Annotated in this window: 22 protein-coding genes and 2 pseudogenes; 14 read left to right on the forward strand and 10 right to left on the reverse strand. The window is 47.3% G+C overall.

The window, feature by feature from the left end; translation table 11 throughout:
* Positions 1-310: 310 nt before the first annotated feature.
* Positions 311-859 (forward strand): gamma carbonic anhydrase family protein, encoded by a 549-nt coding sequence (locus P4S59_RS00005; RefSeq protein WP_337167839.1) that lies wholly within the window; start codon positions 311-313, stop codon positions 857-859.
* Positions 860-866: 7 nt separating this feature from the next.
* Here P4S59_RS00005 and P4S59_RS00010 read toward each other — a convergent pair whose 3' ends face one another.
* The 4 genes from P4S59_RS00010 to P4S59_RS00025 form a co-directional block, all read right to left on the reverse strand.
* On the reverse strand, positions 867-1,130 hold the full coding sequence (locus P4S59_RS00010; protein ID WP_337167840.1) for a DUF1488 domain-containing protein: 264 nt from the start codon (positions 1,128-1,130) through the stop codon (positions 867-869).
* Between the two features lie 3 nt (positions 1,131-1,133).
* The gene (gene aroE, locus P4S59_RS00015; RefSeq protein ID WP_337167841.1) at positions 1,134-1,967 is read right to left on the reverse strand and encodes a shikimate dehydrogenase; all 834 of its coding nucleotides are present in this window, start codon (positions 1,965-1,967) and stop codon (positions 1,134-1,136) included.
* Positions 1,968-2,068: 101 nt separating this feature from the next.
* Entirely contained in the window at positions 2,069-2,986 is a 918-nt protein-coding gene (gene hemF / locus P4S59_RS00020) for an oxygen-dependent coproporphyrinogen oxidase (RefSeq protein WP_337167842.1), read from the reverse strand.
* 47 nt (positions 2,987-3,033) lie between these two features.
* A complete protein-coding gene (locus P4S59_RS00025) occupies positions 3,034-3,591 on the reverse strand; it encodes an L-threonylcarbamoyladenylate synthase (protein WP_161442168.1) in 558 nt (185 codons plus the stop codon).
* Between the two features lie 199 nt (positions 3,592-3,790).
* On the opposite strand from P4S59_RS00025, the gene purE reads away from it, so the two are divergent.
* The gene (purE, locus tag P4S59_RS00030) at positions 3,791-4,276 is read left to right on the forward strand and encodes a 5-(carboxyamino)imidazole ribonucleotide mutase (RefSeq protein WP_134648207.1); all 486 of its coding nucleotides are present in this window, start codon (positions 3,791-3,793) and stop codon (positions 4,274-4,276) included.
* A 4-nt stretch (positions 4,277-4,280) separates the two neighbouring features.
* Entirely contained in the window at positions 4,281-5,408 is a 1,128-nt protein-coding gene (locus P4S59_RS00035; protein WP_104971081.1) for a 5-(carboxyamino)imidazole ribonucleotide synthase, read from the forward strand.
* 69 nt (positions 5,409-5,477) lie between these two features.
* Here P4S59_RS00035 and P4S59_RS00040 read toward each other — a convergent pair whose 3' ends face one another.
* The 4 genes from P4S59_RS00040 to P4S59_RS00055 all read right to left on the reverse strand — a co-directional run bounded on the left by P4S59_RS00040 (position 5,478) and on the right by P4S59_RS00055 (position 8,795).
* Positions 5,478-6,047, reverse strand: coding sequence for a DNA topoisomerase family protein (locus P4S59_RS00040; RefSeq protein ID WP_337167843.1), 570 nt, complete (start codon positions 6,045-6,047; stop codon positions 5,478-5,480).
* A gap of 78 nt (positions 6,048-6,125) precedes the next feature.
* Entirely contained in the window at positions 6,126-6,605 is a 480-nt protein-coding gene (locus tag P4S59_RS00045; protein ID WP_337167844.1) for a DUF494 family protein, read from the reverse strand.
* Between the two features lie 2 nt (positions 6,606-6,607).
* The gene (dprA, locus tag P4S59_RS00050; RefSeq protein WP_337167845.1) at positions 6,608-7,717 is read right to left on the reverse strand and encodes a DNA-processing protein DprA; all 1,110 of its coding nucleotides are present in this window, start codon (positions 7,715-7,717) and stop codon (positions 6,608-6,610) included.
* Positions 7,701-8,795 (reverse strand): LysM peptidoglycan-binding domain-containing protein, encoded by a 1,095-nt coding sequence (locus P4S59_RS00055; protein ID WP_337167846.1) that lies wholly within the window; start codon positions 8,793-8,795, stop codon positions 7,701-7,703. The genes dprA and P4S59_RS00055 overlap by 17 nt, the downstream gene beginning before the upstream one ends.
* Positions 8,796-8,933: 138 nt before the next feature.
* Between P4S59_RS00055 and def the strand changes: the two genes are divergently transcribed.
* The 6 genes and pseudogenes from def (at position 8,934) to P4S59_RS00085 (ending at position 15,301) form a co-directional block, all read left to right on the forward strand.
* A complete protein-coding gene (def, locus tag P4S59_RS00060; protein WP_005379068.1) occupies positions 8,934-9,452 on the forward strand; it encodes a peptide deformylase in 519 nt (172 codons plus the stop codon).
* Between the two features lie 33 nt (positions 9,453-9,485).
* Positions 9,486-10,433, forward strand: a complete 948-nt coding sequence (gene fmt, locus P4S59_RS00065) for a methionyl-tRNA formyltransferase (RefSeq protein ID WP_005461453.1) — start codon at positions 9,486-9,488, stop codon at positions 10,431-10,433.
* Between the two features lie 80 nt (positions 10,434-10,513).
* Positions 10,514-11,796: pseudogene (gene rsmB / locus P4S59_RS00070) on the forward strand (16S rRNA (cytosine(967)-C(5))-methyltransferase RsmB).
* Between the two features lie 64 nt (positions 11,797-11,860).
* Positions 11,861-13,237, forward strand: coding sequence for a Trk system potassium transporter TrkA (gene trkA, locus P4S59_RS00075; RefSeq protein WP_005394041.1), 1,377 nt, complete (start codon positions 11,861-11,863; stop codon positions 13,235-13,237).
* Positions 13,238-13,246: 9 nt separating this feature from the next.
* Positions 13,247-14,691: pseudogene (locus P4S59_RS00080) on the forward strand (TrkH family potassium uptake protein).
* Positions 14,692-14,716: 25 nt separating this feature from the next.
* Positions 14,717-15,301, forward strand: a complete 585-nt coding sequence (locus P4S59_RS00085) for a DUF3157 family protein (protein ID WP_337167847.1) — start codon at positions 14,717-14,719, stop codon at positions 15,299-15,301.
* Positions 15,302-15,339: 38 nt separating this feature from the next.
* Here P4S59_RS00085 and trhA read toward each other — a convergent pair whose 3' ends face one another.
* Both trhA and P4S59_RS00095 read right to left on the reverse strand, forming a co-directional pair.
* Positions 15,340-15,993 (reverse strand): PAQR family membrane homeostasis protein TrhA, encoded by a 654-nt coding sequence (trhA, locus tag P4S59_RS00090; RefSeq protein WP_005394044.1) that lies wholly within the window; start codon positions 15,991-15,993, stop codon positions 15,340-15,342.
* 70 nt (positions 15,994-16,063) lie between these two features.
* The gene (locus P4S59_RS00095) at positions 16,064-16,870 is read right to left on the reverse strand and encodes a sporulation protein (RefSeq protein ID WP_337167848.1); all 807 of its coding nucleotides are present in this window, start codon (positions 16,868-16,870) and stop codon (positions 16,064-16,066) included.
* Between the two features lie 296 nt (positions 16,871-17,166).
* On the opposite strand from P4S59_RS00095, the gene P4S59_RS00100 reads away from it, so the two are divergent.
* The 5 genes from P4S59_RS00100 to P4S59_RS00120 all read left to right on the forward strand — a co-directional run bounded on the left by P4S59_RS00100 (position 17,167) and on the right by P4S59_RS00120 (position 21,180).
* A complete protein-coding gene (locus P4S59_RS00100; protein ID WP_005379043.1) occupies positions 17,167-17,334 on the forward strand; it encodes a hypothetical protein in 168 nt (55 codons plus the stop codon).
* 166 nt (positions 17,335-17,500) lie between these two features.
* Positions 17,501-17,767: a YihD family protein gene (locus P4S59_RS00105; RefSeq protein WP_005394048.1), complete on the forward strand. Its 267-nt coding sequence runs from the start codon at positions 17,501-17,503 to the stop codon at positions 17,765-17,767.
* Between the two features lie 313 nt (positions 17,768-18,080).
* Positions 18,081-19,502 carry a cytochrome c oxidase accessory protein CcoG gene (gene ccoG / locus P4S59_RS00110; RefSeq protein ID WP_085344705.1) on the forward strand — a complete coding sequence of 474 codons (1,422 nt, stop codon included), beginning with the start codon at positions 18,081-18,083 and terminating at the stop codon, positions 19,500-19,502.
* A 54-nt stretch (positions 19,503-19,556) separates the two neighbouring features.
* The gene (locus P4S59_RS00115; RefSeq protein WP_167427052.1) at positions 19,557-20,543 is read left to right on the forward strand and encodes a serine/threonine protein kinase; all 987 of its coding nucleotides are present in this window, start codon (positions 19,557-19,559) and stop codon (positions 20,541-20,543) included.
* Between the two features lie 34 nt (positions 20,544-20,577).
* The gene (locus tag P4S59_RS00120; RefSeq protein ID WP_005379036.1) at positions 20,578-21,180 is read left to right on the forward strand and encodes a thiol:disulfide interchange protein DsbA/DsbL; all 603 of its coding nucleotides are present in this window, start codon (positions 20,578-20,580) and stop codon (positions 21,178-21,180) included.
* Positions 21,181-21,184 lie beyond the last annotated feature (4 nt).

Here is a 21,184-nt window from a genome sequence, read left to right on the forward strand (position 1 = left end):
TTCCTGTTGAGCTTTGCTCAAAACAGGACGGCCATTTTAGCGAGTTAAAGTTTAGTGTCAATCACTTTTTTCAAACTTTCTTCAAGCGTTTCCGCTTGGCTAATTTGGCTTGCTAACCTCGACTTCGTTTCTTTCGAAGCGTTGCCGTGTCAGCGAGGTGGCATTATAGAGATTGCGATCACATTGGCAAGCCCTTTTTCACGTTTTTTTTGATTTTTTTATCGTTTGGGTGTTTTTTATTCTAAAAGGCGAGTTTTCACTACTATTCTACCTCCATATCCCCAGTAATCGCCCCTAATAAGGAGAAAAGATGAGCTCAATTAGAAGCTACAAAGGTATAAAGCCCCAACTTGGTGAGCGTGTTTACGTTGACTCAACCTCAGTGTTAGTCGGAGATATCCGTATTGGGGACGATTCTAGCATTTGGCCATTAGTAGCGGCACGAGGCGATGTGAACCACATTCACATTGGTGATCGAACTAATATTCAAGATGGCAGTGTTTTGCATGTCACCCATAAGAACTCTGAAAACCCAAACGGCTATCCACTTATTATTGGCAATGACGTTACGATTGGCCACAAAGTGATGCTTCACGGTTGTGAGATCCACGATCGTGTTTTGGTTGGTATGGGAGCTATTGTTTTAGATGCTGTTGTAATTGAGTCAGAGGTGATGATTGGAGCGGGCAGTTTAGTGCCGCCAGGAAAGAGATTAGAAAGCGGCTATCTTTATGTCGGTAGCCCAGTAAAACAAGCTCGCCCTCTATCAGAGATAGAACGAGCTTTTTTGCAAAAGTCTGCCAATAACTATGTTCAAAACAAAAACGACTACTTACATGAAGTAGAGGACTTGAACTAAAGGTCTGTTAACCAATGATGATATGGCCTTCTTCATTGAAGGCTTCATCTTCTATTAACTCTTCTGCTATTTCTTCCAGATCAAATCGGTAGTCAATAAAAGCAGAGAGCACGACCTGCTCCGTATCTAACTCTGAGCCAGATAACTTTTCTAACTTTTGTTTCGTCACAAAGCATTCTATTAGCGCGCCTGATTGTTGCGCCGCAAAATTTACTGATTGTGATACTTCATCCCATGATTGCATGTCTGGGAATAAAATGGATTGATTCATCGCTTATTGACCTTCAAGGTTCTTTCTTAATTCACGCAAAATCTGTTTGGCTCCTGGACGAAGACCGCGCCATAACATAAAACTCTCAGCAGCTTGGCCAACTAACATACCTAAACCATCATAAGCATATGCCGCACCGTGTTGCTTAGCCCATTGGTTAAATGTGGTATCACCTTTGCCATACATCATGTCGTAGCTTGTACTATTGGTGGCGAATACCGAGGAAGAGATTGCAGGTAACTCACTACTCAATGATGCAGACGTAGAGTTGATTATGACATCGAACTCTTCAGCAATGGTATTCATCTCTTTTGCTGTAATAGGGCCATACGCAGAAAACAATTCTGCCAATTCTTCGGCTTTGGAAAATGTACGATTAGTTATCGTTAGAGATATTGGTTTTTGATCGAGCAATGGTTTAATCACTCCTCGAGCGGCACCACCAGCTCCTATGATCAGGATGCGTGCGCCTTCTAAAACGACTTGATGTTGCAACAAGTCCTGCACTAAGCCTGCACCATCAGTGTTATCACCAATGATTTCACCATCATCAAGCTTCTTAAGTGTATTCACTGCTCCAGCAAGCTGAGCACGCTCGGTCAAACGGCTAGCAAATTGATAGGCATCTTCTTTAAAAGGCAAGGTCACGTTACAGCCTTTGCCGCCGTCAGCAAAAAATGCTTTCGCCGCCTCGATAAATCCACCCACAGGCGCACACTCTGCGGTGTATGTTAGGGACTGATTAGTTTGACGAGCAAAGAGTGTATGGATAAATGGCGACTTGCTGTGCCCGATAGGGTTACCAAACACGGCGTAACGATCGATTTGCAGGGTCATTTCCTTACCTTTATTCCTTACTTAGATATAGAGAGAACAGGGCCATCTGATTACAGATGACCCTATCACTATCTATCTATATAGAAAAGGAGATTCCGTGCTTACCATTCGCGTGGTTTCAGGTATCGATCGTAAAGTTCGGCTTCAGGCGTTCCTGCTTCTGGTTCGTAGCGGTACTCCCATCGCGCTAACGGCGGCATCGACATCAGAATCGACTCGGTACGCCCACCACTTTGTAAACCGAATAAAGTGCCACGGTCGTACACTAAGTTGAACTCAACATAACGACCACGACGGTAAAGTTGGAATTCACGCTCGCGCTCGCCATATTCGATGTCTTTACGACGAGACACGATCGGCAAGTAAGCTTGGCAATAGCCTTCACCCACCGCTTTGATGTAATCGAAACACTTATCAAACTCCCAGTGGTTCAAATCATCAAAGAACAAACCACCGACACCACGAGTTTCGTTTCGATGTGGCAAGAAGAAGTACTTATCACACCACGCTTTGTGTTCTGCATATACTTCTTTACCAAATGGGGCACAGATTGCCTTAGCTGTATCGTGCCATGACTGACAATCTTCTTCGAAAGGATAGAAAGGAGTCAGGTCGAAACCACCACCAAACCACCAAATTGGTTCTTCGCCCTCTTTCTCAGCGATAAAGAAACGCACATTAGCATGAGAAGTTGGGACGTAAGGGTTTTTGGGATGGATAACCAAAGAGACCCCCATCGCTTCAAAACGGCGACCCGCTAGCTCCGGACGATGTGCCGTCGCAGATGCTGGCATTTCTTTCCCTTCTACATGCGAGAAGTTCACCCCACCTTGCTCGAAAACAAGGCCATCACGCATAACACGTGAGCGCCCACCGCCACCAAGACGTTCGCCCGGTTCACGATGCCATGCATCCTCGACAAAGACGGCCTCTCCATCTTCTTGTTCTAACTGCTGACAAATGGAGTCCTGAAGTGACATCAGGAACTGCTTTACGGCGTGCTTATCGATTGCTGACATACGTTATTACCTATTACGTGATACCGGTTGATGGCTGGCAAGCAGGGTTAGCCCTGTCTTAATATTTGTGAAGTCTTGGCGTCACGAATCTCGCTGGGTTTATCACGACCGCTGGTTTCACCACGAAGAATGGCCACCAACTTGTCACCCAATTGCTCTTCGACTTCTTCCGTGGTCATACACGGTGGCAAGCCGGAAAGATTCGCGCTGGTAGAGGTTAACGGCTTTCCGAATGCATTACACATCTTTTGAACCAAAGGATGATCAGTCACACGAACTGCAATTGAATCAAACTGCCCTGAAACCCAGTTGGAGACTTTATCGCTCGCAGGCATGATCCAAGTGTATGGACCAGGCCAAGTTGCATGAACGGTCGCTAATTGTGCTTGAGTCAGTTGAGATTCATCAATATACGGCAAGAGCTGCTCATAACTTGCGGCGATCAGAATCAACCCTTTTTCCACCGGACGCTGCTTGAGCTCCAGCAGTTTTTGAATTGCTTCTGGGTTATCTGGATCGCATCCGACACCAAAAACCCCTTCTGTTGGGTAGGCAATCACTTCGCCTTGTTGTAGTGCGTTGAGCACTTGTTCAAAGTTATCCACCGATTACTTCCTGATTGTCTGACTGTATTATTTTCACTAAGTGTACAAATATTCATTCTCAGACACTAAAGCAATTTTTTTATAAAATGTATCAATAGCGTCAACAACAAGACGCAAACGTTTGCTTGAGATAAAAATCCCCGTATAATGCGCACAAATTTATCAGCTCACCTAATTTTGCAGCTTGAAGGAGTTTGAGATGAAAGTCGGTATCATCATGGGTTCTAAATCCGATTGGCCAACCATGAAACTAGCAGCGGACATGCTAGACCAATTTGGCGTACCTTACGAAACAAAAGTCGTGTCAGCACACCGAACTCCTCAATTACTGGCGGACTACGCCAGCAGCGCAAAAGAACGCGGCATCAAAGTTATCATCGCAGGCGCAGGTGGTGCAGCCCACCTACCAGGTATGGCTGCTGCGTTTACTAGTTTGCCAGTGCTTGGTGTTCCCGTTCAGTCTCGCGCACTAAAAGGCATGGACTCTCTGCTATCTATTGTACAAATGCCAAAAGGCATTGCCGTCGGTACGTTAGCGATTGGCGAAGCGGGCGCAGCAAACGCCGGTATCCTAGCGGCGCAAATACTAGGCACTCATGACGAAAACATCATGGCGAAGGTAGAAGCATTCCGTAATGAGCAAACGGAAACAGTACTCGCAAATCCAAACCCTGCAGAGGATTAATCAGATGCATGTACTGGTTCTTGGTGCGGGTCAGTTGGCTCGCATGATGTCTCTGGCTGGTGCGCCACTGAATATTCAAATTTCAGCTTACGATGTCAGCAGCGGTGATGTCGTTCACCCTTTAACTCAACAGGTACTTGGCCATGGCTTGGAAAATGCGATTACGCAAGTTGATGTGATTACTGCCGAGTTCGAGCATATTCCACATGACGTGCTCAAGGTTTGCGAAGCGAGCGGCAAGTTCCTACCAAGTACGCAAGCCATCAAAGCAGGTGGTGATCGCCGTATTGAAAAAGCACTGCTTGATGATGCTAGCGTGCGCAACGCGAAATACTACGTGATTGAAACTCGTGAAGACTTTGAGCGCGCAATTGAACACGTTGGTATGCCAATGGTTCTGAAAAGTGCATTGGGTGGTTACGATGGTAAAGGTCAATGGCGCTTAAAAGACGCTTCTCAAGTCGACGACATTTGGACTGAGATGGCAGAGTGCATCGCGGCAACACCTACTCAAGCGATTGTTGCTGAAGAGTTTGTTCCTTTTAACCGCGAAGTATCACTTGTAGGTGCTCGCGGTAAAGATGGCAGCGTTGAAGTGTACCCTCTAGCAGAAAACGTTCACATCAATGGCGTACTGAGCTTATCCACCGCAATTGATGCGCCAGAACTGCAAGCCCAAGCCAAGCAGATGCTCACGGCCGTCGCAGATAGCCTAGATTACGTTGGTGTATTGGCGCTCGAATTCTTTGATGTCGATGGCACACTGTTAGTGAATGAGATTGCCCCACGAGTGCACAACTCCGGTCACTGGACACAGCAAGGTGCAGAAACCTGTCAGTTCGAGAACCACCTGCGCGCCGTATGCGGCTTGCCGTTAGGCAGCACCAAACTGATTCGCGAAACCTCGATGGTGAATATTCTTGGTGAAGATACGTTGCCAGAAGCGCTTCTCGCCATGGATGGTTGTCACATCCATTGGTACGGCAAAGAGAAGCGTGAAGGGCGAAAAATGGGTCACATCAACGTATGTGGTGACTACCCAGGAGAATTGCACCGTAGGTTGTGCGCTCTCGCGGATGCCTTAGATCCAATGGCATTCCCAGCCGTACACGAGTTTGCGAAACAAGCATAACTCTAAAATCTAGCCCCAAAAACCACAAAGGGTCGCACGATGCGACCCTTTTTAATTCCTTTGATGTATTTACCCTTGCTGAGTGTGCTGGCACTTACGGTTGGCACATTGCAATTTCACACCTCTGGCGAGTTTCTTCTCCACCAACAGAGTAAAACCACATTCTTCGCACCTCCCCTTTACCGGAGGGAGATTCACTGCAAATTTACATTTAGGGTAGTTATCACATGCGTAGAAAGTTTTACCAAAACGCGTCTTACGTTCAACTAAATGACCTTTACCGCATTCAGGACACGCGTGGTGCTCTTGCGACTGCTTTTCTGGCTCTGGTTGATTAATCGACTCAATATGATGGCACGCCGGATAGTTACTGCAACCAACAAACATCCCATAACGCCCTTGGCGTAATACCAACTCGTTACCACAATCTGGACAAGGAACGCCAAGCTCTTTGACGATGTGTCCATCATTGTTGTGCAGGGCTTTGATGTAATCACAGCTTGGGTAGTGGCTACAGCCAAGAAAGGGACCGTGTTTGCCATGTTTGAGGATCAATTCACTGCCACATTTAGGACACGGCTCGTGTTCCAATGCGTGTTCATGGACAGAGAAAAGGGTGTTGTCTATTTTACTACTCATACTTACCGTTTCGTGAAAAACACACCAAAAGACAAGCTCGCGTTCTTACTAGCTAAACTCGAACTTGCCTAGATTGGGTTAGTGAATAATCCCTTGTTCCTTGGTGTACAACAGCTCTTCCATTAGCGTGTAAGCGTTTTCGTTGCCAGGCACATTAAACAACACCATCAAAATGATCCATTTGAGGTCTTCAAGCTCAAACTCACTCGTTTCTAGACCCATCACTCGGTCAATCACCATTTCGCGAGTTTCTGTGGTTAACACATTGATTTGCTCGAGAAACAATAAAAACCCTCGGCATTCCAAATCTAAACGCTGCATCTCTTTCGCTGTGTAGATACGAGTTGATGACGAAGCCATGCAAGTCGAGATTGCAGAAGAGGTGTCACTTTGCTGCAATGCGGCAAGCTCTTCTAACCAGACAAGGGCTTTGTAGATATCTTTTTGTTGGAAGCCTGCACGGAGCAGCTCTTCTTCCAACTCGTCTTGTTCGACCTGTAACTCTGCATCGCTATGGATGTAGGTTTCGAATAGATACATCAGTATATCCATCATCATAGCTAGCCCCTCCCCTTTCGAATATAGCCACCTGAAACCGCAACGACATGCCCAGAGAGTTCTAACTCTAAGAGCTGCATCATGACTTCCTGGACAGGTATATTGGTCCTGTTTGCAAGAATATCAACCGGTGTAGCTTCTCTTCCTACGTTAGCTAACAGCTGAGGAAATGGCAATTCTTCTTCATCATTTAACGTAGAAAATAAATCGGTACTCTGATTAATAGACCAATCAAGCAAAGACTGTATTTCATCTAAGACATCTTTCGTCTTTTCTACGAGGCAAGCACCATGACGTATCAACTGGTTGCCACCGCTGGCATTAGGGGCATTTATCGAAGCTGGCAGCGCAAACACTTCTCGACCTTGCTCAAGCGCGTAACGAGCAGTAATTAACGAGCCACTCCTTTCCGCCGCTTCCACAACTAACACACCTAGCGATAATCCGCTAATAATGCGGTTTCGACGCGGGAAGTTTTCCGGGCGCGGCTTGGCGTTGGGACGAAATTCAGACACCAAAGCCCCATGTTCAATAACACGTTGCGCTAAACCACGATGACGTGCCGGATAAATATTTTCTAAGCCAGATCCCAGCACCGCAATCGTCTTACCTTTTGCTTGCAACGCACCATCATGCGCATGGCCATCAATGCCTAAAGCGAGACCACTGGTGACAATAAAGTCGTGCTGAACAAATTCGGCGGCAAAGTGGCGTGCATGCTGTAAGCCATCAATACTCGCATTTCGGCTGCCAACCATTGCTATTTGTGGCTGCGAAAGACAAGTAGAACTTCCTTGCACAAAAAGCAGAGGTGGCGGCGCAACGATTTGTTTGAGTTGAGGTGGATAAAGCGGGTCAGTCAGTGTCAGGATATGATGATTTGTAGAAGCCTCAAGCCAACTTAAACAGGCTTCAACTTCTTTATCTGTTGAAGCCCAAGCTTGAATTTGCTTAGTTGTTAACCCAAGTTGTTGTAGCTGTTCGGGAGAGAAGTTTACGATGTTACGCGGCGTGTCTCTTGCCAGTAGCTTATTCATTTTGACCCCGCCAATGCCTGGTAAACAACTCAGTTTTAACCAGGCAGCGAGATCATCGTTATTTCGTCGATTCATCGATGGTTAATTCGTTCGCCAACGGTGACACCACCGAAACATCTTGGTTAATGGGTTTCGTACTGTTAGTGATCAGTGCCAAGCTAAAGTACTGATACGGACGAATCACAAGCAATTCGCCAACTTTACTCTGTGGCAGAGTAATTTTCTTATCAAGCACGCCAAACTCTTTCTTGAACTCATCGCCGTCTTTGTAAACTGGGTGCGCGTCTTCTTTTAAATCAAACACACTGCCTTGTTTCAGATTGTCTGACGTGCCTTTATCAATCACCACGACTTGGTTAGTTGAACTAAAGCGAATACCTTCGATATTGCCCAACAACTTTGCAGAGCTGCCTCGTGGCGACGGCAGCGGGTAGAACGTTGTTGTGAAGTCAGTGTTCTCAACCGATTGATTTGGCAATGCGATATCGTTACGCAGGATTTCTTGCAATTGAGACGTGATCTTCAAACCAGAATAATCGCTCGAAGCTTCAACGAGTTCGCCTTTGGCAATCAAACGCAGCGCAGTGATCTCTTTAGACACATCGTCACGCGAAAAGGTTTCTACCGGTCGGTAAATAGCCCAGCCTGTAGCGGTCTGCTTGCCATCGATGTAAAGCACATCTTCTGCCGTCAGATACTTACTGCCTTTGCTGCTACCCATCACTTTTGCTGCACTGTTCAACGCATCTTTATCTAGCAACCGATCCGATTTGAGGTACGGCATCACCAAACCTTCCGCGACCGTTGGTACTGCTTTCTTTTCCGTGATGCGTGCTTTCGGGCTAAGCTTCTTAACTGGTTTTAGGCTCAATACGGGCTGACCGTTAATCCACACCAAAGACAGCTTGTCACCGGGATAAATTAAATGAGGGTTGTCGATTTCCGGGTTTACTTGCCATAAACGAGGCCACAACCACGGGCTATCCAAGTACATGGCCGAAATATCCCATAGCGTATCGCCCTTCACGACTACATATGTTTGTGGCGCATCATCTTTAACAGTCAGTGGTTTCGCATCCACATTTGCTACAGCGTTGAAAGAGAAAAGTAACGGCAACGTAACACTGGCAACGTTGCGGAAAATTCGATTCATGACCCTCGTCCTTGGTCTATTAAGCAGGAACCAGAATGGAAATTGGTGCAAGGATGCTGTCATTTAGGCTATAAAATGTCTAGAATTGAGCCAACAAGGTTTGTGCTGTTTCGGCACAGTTCAATATTTCGAGTGAATATGTCTGTATTACAAGTATTAACATTCCCGGATGATCGCCTGCGCACAGTCGCAAAGCCTGTTGAAGCGGTGACGCCTGAGATTCAAAAAATCGTCGATGACATGATTGAAACCATGTACGACGAAGAAGGTATTGGCCTTGCTGCAACGCAGGTTGATATCCACAAACGTATCGTAGTGATTGATATTTCAGAAACTCGTGATGAGCCGATGGTGCTAATCAACCCTGAGATTCTGGAAAAGCGTGGCGAAGATGGCATCGAAGAAGGCTGCCTGTCGGTACCAGGTGCACGCGCACTTGTGCCTCGCGCTGCAGAAGTTACCGTTAAAGCACTGGATCGTGATGGCAAAGAGTTCACCTTTGAAGCCGACGACCTGCTAGCGATTTGTGTTCAACACGAGCTTGATCACTTACAAGGTAAGCTATTCGTGGATTACCTATCTCCACTGAAACGCAAACGCATTCAGGACAAGCTAGCAAAAATCAAACGCTTTAACGAGAAGCAGCAAAACGCTTAATCTCGACCCATACCAATTAGAAGGAAGTCTACCTTGAGTCAGTCTTTACGTATTGTCTTTGCAGGTACTCCGGATTTCGCCGCCCGTCACTTGGCGGCGTTGTTGTCTTCGGAGCATGAAGTCATCGCGGTTTATACAAACCCAGATCGTCCAGCGGGTCGTGGCAAGAAATTGGCTGCGCCACCGGTAAAACAACTGGCGCTAGAACACAACATCCCGGTTTACCAACCTGAAAGCTTTAAGTCCGACGAAGCGAAACAAGAACTTGCCGATCTGAACGCCGATCTCATGGTTGTCGTGGCGTACGGTATGCTACTGCCACAAGCGGTTCTTGATACCCCTAAGCTGGGTTGTATCAACGTACATGGTTCTATCCTACCTCGTTGGCGTGGTGCGGCTCCAATCCAACGCTCTATTTGGGCGGGCGATGCAGAAACTGGCGTGACCATCATGCAGATGGACATCGGTCTCGACACTGGTGATATGCTGAAGATTGCAACTCTGCCAATCGAAGCAACAGATACCAGCGCTTCAATGTACGAAAAATTGGCTGAGCTTGGTCCAGAAGCCCTGATTGACTGCCTAGCAGACATTGCTGCGGGTAAAGCTGTGCCAGTGAAGCAAGACGATGAACTCGCGAACTATGCGAAAAAGCTCAGCAAAGAAGAAGCACGCATCAATTGGAACGACGATGCGGCTCACATTGAGCGCTGCGTTCGTGCCTTTAACCCATGGCCAATGAGCCACTTTGAGGCGGCAGAAAACAGCATCAAAGTATGGCAAAGCCGTGTGGCAGAGCAAACCAGTGACAAGCCAGCCGGCACCATCGTGCAAGCAGATAAAACCGGTATCTATGTTGCGACAGGCAACGGCGTACTGGTGCTAGAGCAACTGCAAGTTCCTGGCAAAAAAGCCATGTCAGTTCAGGATATTCTGAACTCACGTGCAGCTTGGTTTGAAGTCGGCACTCTGCTGGTTTAAGCCATACTAGGGGTAATCATCCCCAATAATACGAACTTTTAGAGGGCAGAGATGCCCTCCTTTACTTTAAGGTACTCATCATGAATGTTCGCGCTGCGGCTGCTAACGTCCTGTATCTTGTCGTCGACAAGGGCCACTCACTTTCAAGCGCTCTTCCAGCGGCTCAACAAACGGTACGACCTCGTGACCACGCTCTGCTACAAGAGATCTGTTACGGTGCGCTACGTTACCTACCTCGCCTAGAAATGATCGCAAACCAGTTGATGGATAAGCCGCTCAAAGGCAAACAACGTGTATTCCATCACCTAATTCTGGTTGGCATTTACCAACTGAGCTTCATGCGTATTCCTGCGCACGCAGCAGTCGGTGAAACGGTTGAAGGCACTAAAGAGCTGAAAGGTCCTCGTCTGCGTGGTTTGATTAACGCTGTATTGCGTAACTACCAACGCAACCAAGAAGAACTCGACCAAATGGCTGTCAGCAACAACGCTGGCAAGTACGGTCACCCAAGCTGGTTACTAAAACTGCTGCAAGAGGCCTACCCACAGCAATGGGAAAGCATTGTTGAAGCGAATAACCAAAAGCACCAATGTGGCTGCGTGTGAACCATCAACACCACACTCGTGATGAATACCTTGCGCTGCTCAAAAATGAAAACATTGATAGCACGCCACACACAGAAGCAATGGACGCCATAAAATTGGCCGCACCATGTGACGTGATGAAGCTACCTGGCTTTGATAAAGGTTGGGTTTCGGTACAAGATGCGGCAGCGCAGCTCTCGATCAACTATCTAAAACCACAAGACGGCGAGCTGATTTTAGATTGCTGTGCTGCGCCAGGTGGCAAGACGGCGCACATTCTAGAGCGCACGTCGGGCAGTGAAGTGGTCGCGATTGACTGCGACGACACACGCTTGAAACGTGTGCATGAAAACCTGAAGCGTCTCAACCTTCAGGCAAAAGTGGTTTGCGGTGATGCGCGTAATCCACAAGAATGGTGGCAAGGCGAGCAATTTGATCGCATTTTGCTGGATGCCCCATGTTCTGCGACTGGCGTGATTCGTCGTCACCCAGACATCAAATGGCTACGTCGTGCAGACGACATCGCCGCATTAGCAGAGCTACAAAGTGAAATTTTTGATGCCATGTGGACGCAACTGAAACCCGGCGGCACAATGGTTTACGCGACTTGTTCAATCACACCGCAAGAAAACGTGGAGCAAGTAAAAGCGTTTTTAGCACGTACCGCGGATGCGCAACTGCTGGATTCTGATCCCGACCAGCCTGGTCGTCAAATTCTACCAGGCGAAGAAGACATGGATGGTTTCTACTACGCAGTGCTAACTAAAACACACGCGTAACAGCATGCTAAATAGGGCGATTGGAGTGATTTCAATCGCCTTTTTCAGATAACGAGAAAAGAGTATGAAGATCATTATTCTTGGTGCAGGTCAGGTTGGCGGCACACTGGCAGAAAACCTAGTGGGTGAAAACAACGACATCACCATCGTCGATAACAATGCCGATCGACTGCGTGAATTGCAGGACAAATACGACCTGCGTGTGGTCAATGGCCATGCGAGCCACCCCGACGTGCTGCACGAAGCTGGTGCGCAAGACGCCGATATGCTCGTCGCAGTAACCAACACTGATGAAACCAACATGGCCGCCTGTCAGGTCGCGTTCACTCTATTCAACACCCCAAACCGCGTTGCACGTATTCGCTCTCCAGAATACTTGGCAGAAAAAGAAGCCCTGTTTAAATCTGGCGCTATTCCTGTTGATCACCTTATCGCCCCAGAAGAACTCGTTACGAGCTACATCGAACGCCTGATCCAATACCCGGGCGCGCTGCAAGTGGTGAGCTTTGCTGAACAGAAAGTCAGCCTAGTGGCGGTGAAAGCCTACTATGGTGGCCCGCTGGTGGGTAATGCGCTGTCTGCTTTGCGTGAGCACATGCCGCACATCGATACCCGTGTGGCAGCTATTTTCCGCCAGGGTCGCCCGATTCGCCCACAAGGCACCACGATTATTGAAGCCGACGATGAAGTGTTCTTCGTTGCAGCAAGTAATCATATTCGCTCAGTGATGAGTGAGCTTCAGCGCCTAGAAAAACCGTACCGCCGCATCATGATTGTTGGCGGGGGTAACATCGGTGCCAGTCTCGCAAAGCGCTTAGAACAAAACTACAGCGTGAAGCTGATTGAACGTAACTACCAACGTGCAGAAAAACTGTCAGAAGAGCTAGAAAACACCATCGTGTTCTGCGGCGACGCGGCAGACCAAGAGCTTCTCTCGGAAGAGAACATCGACCAAGTCGACGTCTTCATCGCGCTGACCAACGAAGATGAAACCAACATCATGTCTGCGATGTTGGCAAAACGCATGGGCGCGAAAAAAGTAATGGTGCTGATCCAACGTGGCGCTTATGTAGATCTGGTACAAGGCGGCGTAATTGATGTGGCGATCTCACCACAACAAGCGACCATTTCCGCCTTGCTGACGCACGTTCGTCGCGCTGATATCGTGAACGTATCCTCACTTCGCCGCGGCGCTGCGGAAGCAATTGAAGCCGTCGCTCACGGTGATGAAAGTACATCCAAAGTGGTTGGACGTGCGATTGGAGATATTAAGCTCCCACCTGGGACCACCATTGGTGCTATCGTTCGTGGCGAAGAAGTCCTTATTGCCCACGACCGTACGGTCATCGAGCAGGATGACCATGTGGTGATGTTCCTGGTCAACAAAAAATACGTATCAGACGTCGAAGCGCTATTCCAGCCGAGTCCATTCTTCCTCTAGGATTTTCCTATGGTCAACTTACGTCCCGTACTGTTTGTTATCGGGCTGGTTTTATCCAAACTGGCCCTGTTTATGTACGTGCCGACTTTGGTCGCTTTCTTTACCGGTACGGGGGATTCCTCGATTTCGCCCAAGCCGTTGTGATCACGCACCTTGCCGCCTTCATTTGCCTAACGATCGGTCGAACCGCCAAGTTCAAACTCAGCGTACGCGATATGTTCCTCATCACCAGTTTGGTTTGGACCATCGCCAGTGCGTTTGCCGCCTTGCCGTTTGTGTTTATCAACCACATCAGCTTCACTGACGCCTACTTCGAAACGATGTCGGGTATCACCACGACGGGCTCAACGGTGCTCAGTGGCCTGGACAACATGGCGCCGAGCATCTTGCTGTGGCGCTCTATTTTGCAGTGGCTTGGGGGGATTGGTTTTATCGTAATGGCGGTGGCGGTGCTACCTATGCTCAATGTCGGTGGTATGAAGCTATTCCAAACCGAATCATCCGATTGGTCGGATAAAAGTAGCCCGAGAGCAAAAACGGTCGCCAAAAACATCGTAGCGGTTTATTTGATGCTTACTGGCTTATGCATTGTGGGCTACTTGGTCACCGGCATGAACCTGTTTGAAGCGATCAATCACGCCTTTACCACGCTATCAACGGGCGGATACTCTACATCCGACGGGTCGATGAACCACTTCTCTAATGGCGCACACTGGGTGGCCACTACCTTTATGTTCTTAGGTGGCTTGCCATTTTTGCTCTTCATCGCCGCGTTACGTAAACGCCGTATTGATGTGTTAGTTAACGACGCTCAAGTTCGAGGATTCGCGTACCTGTTCGTGTTCTCAAGCTTAGTGATTTCAGCCTGGTTAGTGATTCGAGACGGATACACCATTTTGGATGCGCTACGAGTGTCGATGTTTAATATCGTCTCTGTCGTCACCACAACCGGCTTTGGCTTAGAGGACTTCACCGCGTGGGGCGCATTACCCACAACTCTTTTTGCCTTCTTAATGATGGCGGGGGCATGCTCAGGATCAACGTCTGGTGGGATCAAAATCTTCCGTTTCCAAATCGCAATGACACTGCTGAACAAACAGATGATGAAATTGATTCACCCTTCAGGTGTGTTTGTACAGCGCTACAATCAACGCCCAGTGAATGATGACATTGTTCGCTCGGTGGTCGCGTTTGGCTTGATGTTCTTTATCACCATCATCTTTATCGCGGGTTGCTTGAGTGCGCTGGGTTTAGACCCCATCACTAGCATCTCTGGTGCCATCACTGCGGTAGCCAACGTCGGCCCGGGTATGGGAAGCATGATTGGACCGACGGGTAACTTCGCGCCTTTGCCAGATACCGCCAAGTGGCTTCTGAGCTTTGGCATGTTGATGGGCCGCTTGGAAATTCTGACTATTCTTGTACTGTTCTTCCCTGCGTTTTGGCGCCGTTAAGCAGACACAAATAAAAGGTATAACAATGAAAACATGGATCACTCTGGCGCCCCTACTTGCCGCCTCATCCACATACGCCGCTGAAGTCATCACTTTAGCCGATGGTCGAGAAGTGAAGTTAAACGATGACTTTACTTGGGAATACGTCATGAAAAAACCTGCGCAGCAAGCAACAGAGACACAAGCGACAATAGGCGCGGTTGAAACGATCGCAGCTCCCGCAATTGCGACAATTCCAGTTGTGACGAAAACTGTTGGCACTACCGTGGTGGTAAACGCCAAAAAGCCAACCATGCAGCTGTCTGACTCTGGTGTCGACGTACTGATTGGCTCCGCGAGCTATCAAGATGGTGAGCTCGTACTGCCAACGTCCATTACCAATCAAAGCTCACAATCGGTGATTCAAGTTGAAGTGGAAGTTCTGGTATTTGATATGTCTGGAAAGCAGCTGACCAAGGAAAACGTGACGGTTTGGCAATCCATCAAGCGAATGGCGGATACTTACCTGCGACCAAAGCGGGCAGAACAGGGTAAAAGCATCAAACTGGCAGTGCCGCAGTCTCAGCAATACCAGTTTTCAGCCAAAGTGTTAGAAGTGAAAACTCGTTAATGTGATAACACATGTTTTGTCGAGTTTATCTCTATCCGTTAGATAGGCTCGACAAAATAATAAATCGCGAAGAAATGGCACACACAACCCGCCAAAACGAAGCCATGCCAAATCGCATGATTGAATGGAATACGCTTCGCAACGTAGAAAATCACCCCCAGTGAATACACTATCCCACCAGCTGCGAGTAATGTCAGTCCGCCAATATCCAAGTTGATCGCCAACTGATAAATCACAATCAACGACAGCCAGCCCATGACCAAATACGTCATTAAGGAAAGCTTTTTAAATCGGTAAACAAACGCTACTTTCATAATGATGCCGAGTAGAGCAATGGTCCAGATGACAATCATCAAACCAAACGCGAGCGGCGTACGTAAACTCACCAACAAAAAAGGCGTATAACTGCCAGCAATGAGCAGATAAATGGCGCAGTGATCGAAAGTTTTTAGCCAGCGTTTGGCATTGGGGTGCGGAATTGCGTGATACAGCGTCGAAGCCAAAAATAGCACGATAATACTCGCACCATAGACAGCCATACTGGCCAGCGTCAGCGTATCAGCTTGCTGGTCTATGGCTTTGATTAGCAGCAGTATCAAGCCAACAATACCAAAAATCATCCCAATGCCATGAGTGATGGTATTAGCCAGTTCTTCGCGTTGACTGTATTGAGGTTTCTGCAGTTCAGACATCAATGCGCCTATACTAGAGTTTGAAATTTGCTCTAGTATGGCACATTAGGCTTACACGTGTAAGCTTAAATTAAGACTCATGAACGGCCGTGGTTTGATCGAGATAATTAAGTACAAGTTCACCCACTTGATCAAGCTTAGTCGTGGCTGGAATGGTCAACTCTCGTTTGAGTTTTCCGCTACCCAGTAAGCTTGCGAGCATGCCACCCTCGCCCTTGCGTGTGCGGTCAACTTCAAACCATAATTTGAGTTCTTGCTCGCTACGATGAGCGACAAATTCTAACTCACGCCACACACCATGGTATGGCCCGTCAGTCGGCACCATCTCAAATTCTTGCACAAATGGTAGGTCGAACCCTTTTACTTCCTCACACTCCACTTGGCGAATACGCAAACCTTGCGCTTCAAATGCGGATAACACCGCATCCATTAGTGGATCAGGTCGAACGGTGAGGATGTCTTTATCGGTCGGGTCTAAAGCAGCAGCAACGTCCAAGCCGGTTTCGAGCCACACTTTGGTGTCACCAATGGTGACAGGCGTATTCCAAGGCACATCGAGCTGAACATCGAAGGTACGCTCTTCGCCGGAATGGATGGTAAACGCATAAGGGAGGCTCCACTTAGCAAGCACATGAGTCTGAGGTACTCGGCGCATGCTGTGTCCTTCTCGCGCACCACGGTCATCAGGAGCTTCCGCGATATAGCGACAACACAGTTTTAAATCGATGTTGTCGATCGCTTGTTCAGTGGCACCACCATAAACGTGGATAGACACATCCACACTTTGACCAGGATATAGCACGTCTTGATTTAGGATTGAGTCGACCTTAGCGCTCCCAATCCCAAAACTGGCAAGTGTCTTCTTCAAAAATGACATAGGCACCTCCTTCGTCGAGATCTCATACTACTACTGCTGATCGAGGGATCAAACAAAAATTGCCTCGATCATCGCGACAAAATGACAAAATCTAAACAATTCAATTGCTCAACTATCGACCAATTATTACAAGGATGCTAATCTTATACGTGATATGCATGCATATCGGTATTCCTGATTCATTAACTGGATTGGCGAGAGCCAGAAGAGTGATTCTTCAATCTTGTTGGAGCCTAGCTCATAATGATTCAGGCCATTACATCGGCAATGGATATGCCTGACAGTTAGGTAAATTAATGCGCCCAACAACAGTCAGGTTCGCACACACTAATACTAGTGCAATGCGCCGCCGCAGTGGCTTTACTACTGCACCAAAGGCAAAGCAAGTTGCGCCAGCAATGACATTGGTTGAGAAGACAGCAATGATGTCGAGTGTTCCGGCCAAAGTTATCAAAGCAGCTTAATCAAAAGCGCGGCGCCAGCTGCGCTTTTTTCTTTGCACGCGACTCAAACCACCTCAACGACTTAGAACAAAACACAGTGAAATAGATAGTTTTTCCTATTTGGTCTTCGTAAAGCAATTTGGTACCTTTACAGCTAATTACACCTATAAATTCTGTGGAGAAAGAAATGAAGTGTCATCGCATTGAAGAGCTGCTTGAGCTACTAGAGCCTGAATGGCATAAAGACCAAGAAATGAACCTAATACAGTTCATCGTGAAGCTAGCGAAAGAAGCAGGCTACGAAGGCAAGCTAGAAGATCTGACCGACGACGTGCTGATCTACCACCTTAAAATGCGTAACAGCAGCAAAGACGAAATGATCCCAGGTCTTAAGAAAGACCAAGAAGATGATTTTAAAACTGCGATTCTGCGCGCTCGTGGCATCATCAAATAACCGGTTCAACAGCCCAGTATTCTTTAAGCGACTCCCTCAAATGAGTCGCTTTTTTATAACTAAAATTTTTAGTCCCACAGTTGGTTATAACTGTTCAGCCAATTATCAGGTTAACTGTACTGACTTTTGTTGTTAAACGTTGACTGCGTTAAAGAAAAGGAATTGTTATTGATTGTATAATCGCCGTTCATCAGTATTTACTAAAATAATTATGTCCGGTCATGATTTATGATAAGGACGAAGTAGCAATGTCATCGAGCGACATCAATAGAAATGACGCCGTACATTATAAAAGCCTAAGAAGGATGAGTGCATGAGTCAGGATAAGATCGATATCAAAGATGTGACTCCTAAAACCTACAACCCTAAGACTCATAAAGGGAATGGGGATCGGTTCAACCCAAGTAATCGCATCTATGTACGCGAAAGCAAAGGGACTTACCAGAAACTGCGTCGTTACGGTGGTTGGTTCTTACTGCTTCTCTTCGCTTTGATACCGTGGATTCCTTACGGTGAACGTCAAGCGATCTTGCTCGATATTGGCAACCAGCAGTTCAACTTTTTCGGTACCACGTTGTATCCGCAAGATCTTACCCTACTCGCCTTGCTATTTGTGATCGCGGCGTTTGGGTTGTTCTTTATTACCACCTTCTTAGGTCGAGTTTGGTGTGGCTATCTCTGCCCACAAACCGTCTGGACCTTCATGTATATCTGGTTTGAAGAGAAGCTAGAAGGCAGCGCCAATAAGCGTCGTAAGCAGGACTCCAATAAGCTGACGGCAAATTTAGCGATGCGCAAAACCGTCAAACATATCGCTTGGTTTGCCATTGCGCTCGCCACTGGTTTTACTTTTGTTGGCTACTTCGTACCAATGAAGCAATTGGTTATCGACTTTTTCACCTTTAACGCCAACTTCTGGCCCGTCTTTTGGATCATGTTCTTTGCCATTTGTACTTATGGTAATGCTGGTTGGATGCGTTCCATCATGTGTATCCACATGTGTCCTTATGCGCGCTTCCAGTCTGCCATGTTTGATAAAGACACCTTCATCGTTGGCTATGATGCCAAACGTGGTGAAAAACGTGGTCCACGTCCGCGCAAAGCCGATCCAAAGCAACTTGGTTTGGGTGATTGTATTGATTGTGATTTGTGTGTACAGGTGTGCCCAACAGGTATCGATATTCGTGACGGCTTACAATATGAATGTATTAACTGTGGTGCCTGTATTGATGCGTGTGACAACACCATGGATCGCATGGGTTACGAAAAAGGCCTAATCAGCTACACCACAGAGCATCGCTTATCGGGTAAGAGTACCAAAGTCATGCGTCCGAAGCTGCTGGGCTATGGAGCTGTGCTACTGGTCATGATTGGTCTGTTCTTTGCCCAAATCGCAGCGGTAGACCCAGCAGGCATGAGTGTTATTCGCGACCGTAACCAACTGTTCCGCGTTAATAGCTCGGGCGAAGTAGAAAACACCTACACCCTCAAAGTGATCAACAAAACCCAGCAAGTGCAAGAGTACTCGTTGGATGTTGAAGGGCTATCCGATGTAAGCTGGTACGGTAAGCAGACAATTCAGGTACAGCCAGGTGAAGTATTGAACTTACCAATGAGCCTTGGCGCCGATCCTGACAAGCTAAACTCTGCGATTACGACAATTCAGTTTATACTCACCGATAAGAGCAACGAATTCACCATTGAAGTGGAAAGCCGCTTTATAAAAAAACTATAGCGTCTACTTCAGTGACTAATGGAAAAAGGCTCAGCAATGAGCCTTTTTGTTTATATGTCCCAAAGTATGTTTAACTTTGACGCCCTTACCCCAGATTTTATGTGGTACGCGTTAGAAAGCATCGGCGTTCGCGCAGAATCAGGCTTTCTTCCCCTCAATAGCTACGAAAACCGTGTTTATCAATTCACTGACGAAGAGCGTCGTCGTTATGTCGTCAAGTTCTACCGCCCTGAACGTTGGAGCAACGAACAGATCCAAGAGGAGCACGACTTCACTTTAGAACTGATTGGCAACGAAATCCCCATCGCACCACCTGTGCGCATCAACGGTGAAACCCTTCATCACTATCAAGGCTATGCATTTGCGCTGTTTGAGAGCGTAGGTGGTCGCCAGTACGAGGTTGACAACTTAGATCAGCTCGAAGGTGTAGGGCGTTTCCTTGGCCGAATCCATAAAGTCGGCAGCCGCCAAGCCTTCCAACATCGCCCAACGATTGGCTTGCAAGAATACCTGTATCAACCAAGAGAGATTCTGCAAAACGCCAACATGATTCCAATGCACTTGGAGAACAGCTTCTTCAATGACTTGGATATGCTGATCAAATCGATTGAAAGCCACTGGCAAGAAAGTTTCAATATCATTCGTTTGCATGGCGATTGCCACCCAGGCAATATTTTGTGGCGAGATGGCCCTATGTTTGTTGATTTGGATGACGCTCGTAACGGCCCTGCTGTGCAGGACTTATGGATGCTACTGAACGGTGAACGCCAAGACAAACTTATGCAGCTGGATATTGTTTTAGAAGCTTATCAAGAGTTTTGCGACTTTAACCCCGCAGAATTGAAACTAATTGAGCCACTTCGCGGTCTACGAATGGTGCACTATATGGCATGGCTAGCAAAACGTTGGCATGACCCTGCGTTTCCTCTCGCTTTTCCATGGTTTAATGAGCCAAAATACTGGGAAGGTCAGGTCCTTGCATTTAAAGAGCAGATCGCCGCTTTAGAAGAAGCACCGCTGTCTTTAATGCCTCAATGGTAAGTCAGGCCACAAATTCAAAAATGGAGATATTTCGATGAAAAAACTGTTCGCACTGTTTTCTATGCTGATGCTAAGCCTGTCGGCACATGCAGCGCAATTCAAAGAAGGTGAACATTACAAAGTATTGGATCTTGAGGCATCAAAAAAACCTCTTGTGACGGAGTTTTTCTCTTTCTACTGCCCGCACTGTAATAGCTTTGAACCTGTTATCCAGCAACTGAAAAAGCAGTTGCCAGAAGGCACTAAACTACTAAAAAACCACGTTTCTTTCATGGGTGGCAACATGGGCCCATCAATGAGCAAAGCCTACGCGACCATGGTTGCACTAAAAGTGGAAGACAAAATGGTGCCAGTGATGTTTAACCGCATCCACAATCTAAAGAAGGCGCCACGTAACGATGAAGAGCTTCGCCAAATCTTCCTTGATGAAGGTGTAGACGCGAAGAAATTCGACTCTGCATTCAAAGGCTTTGCGGTTGATTCCATGGTTCGCCGTATGGACAAGCAATTTGAAAACAGCGGTCTAACCGGCGTTCCTGCGGTTATCGTTAACAACAAATACCTAGTTCAAGCACAAAGCATCAAGACAATGGATGAGTACTTCTCTCTGGTGAACTACTTGCTGACACTAAAATAAGCGC

This window comes from Vibrio sp. M60_M70 (assembly GCF_037162085.1).
In the GTDB taxonomy this organism is placed as follows: Bacteria; Pseudomonadota; Gammaproteobacteria; order Enterobacterales; family Vibrionaceae; genus Vibrio; species Vibrio diabolicus.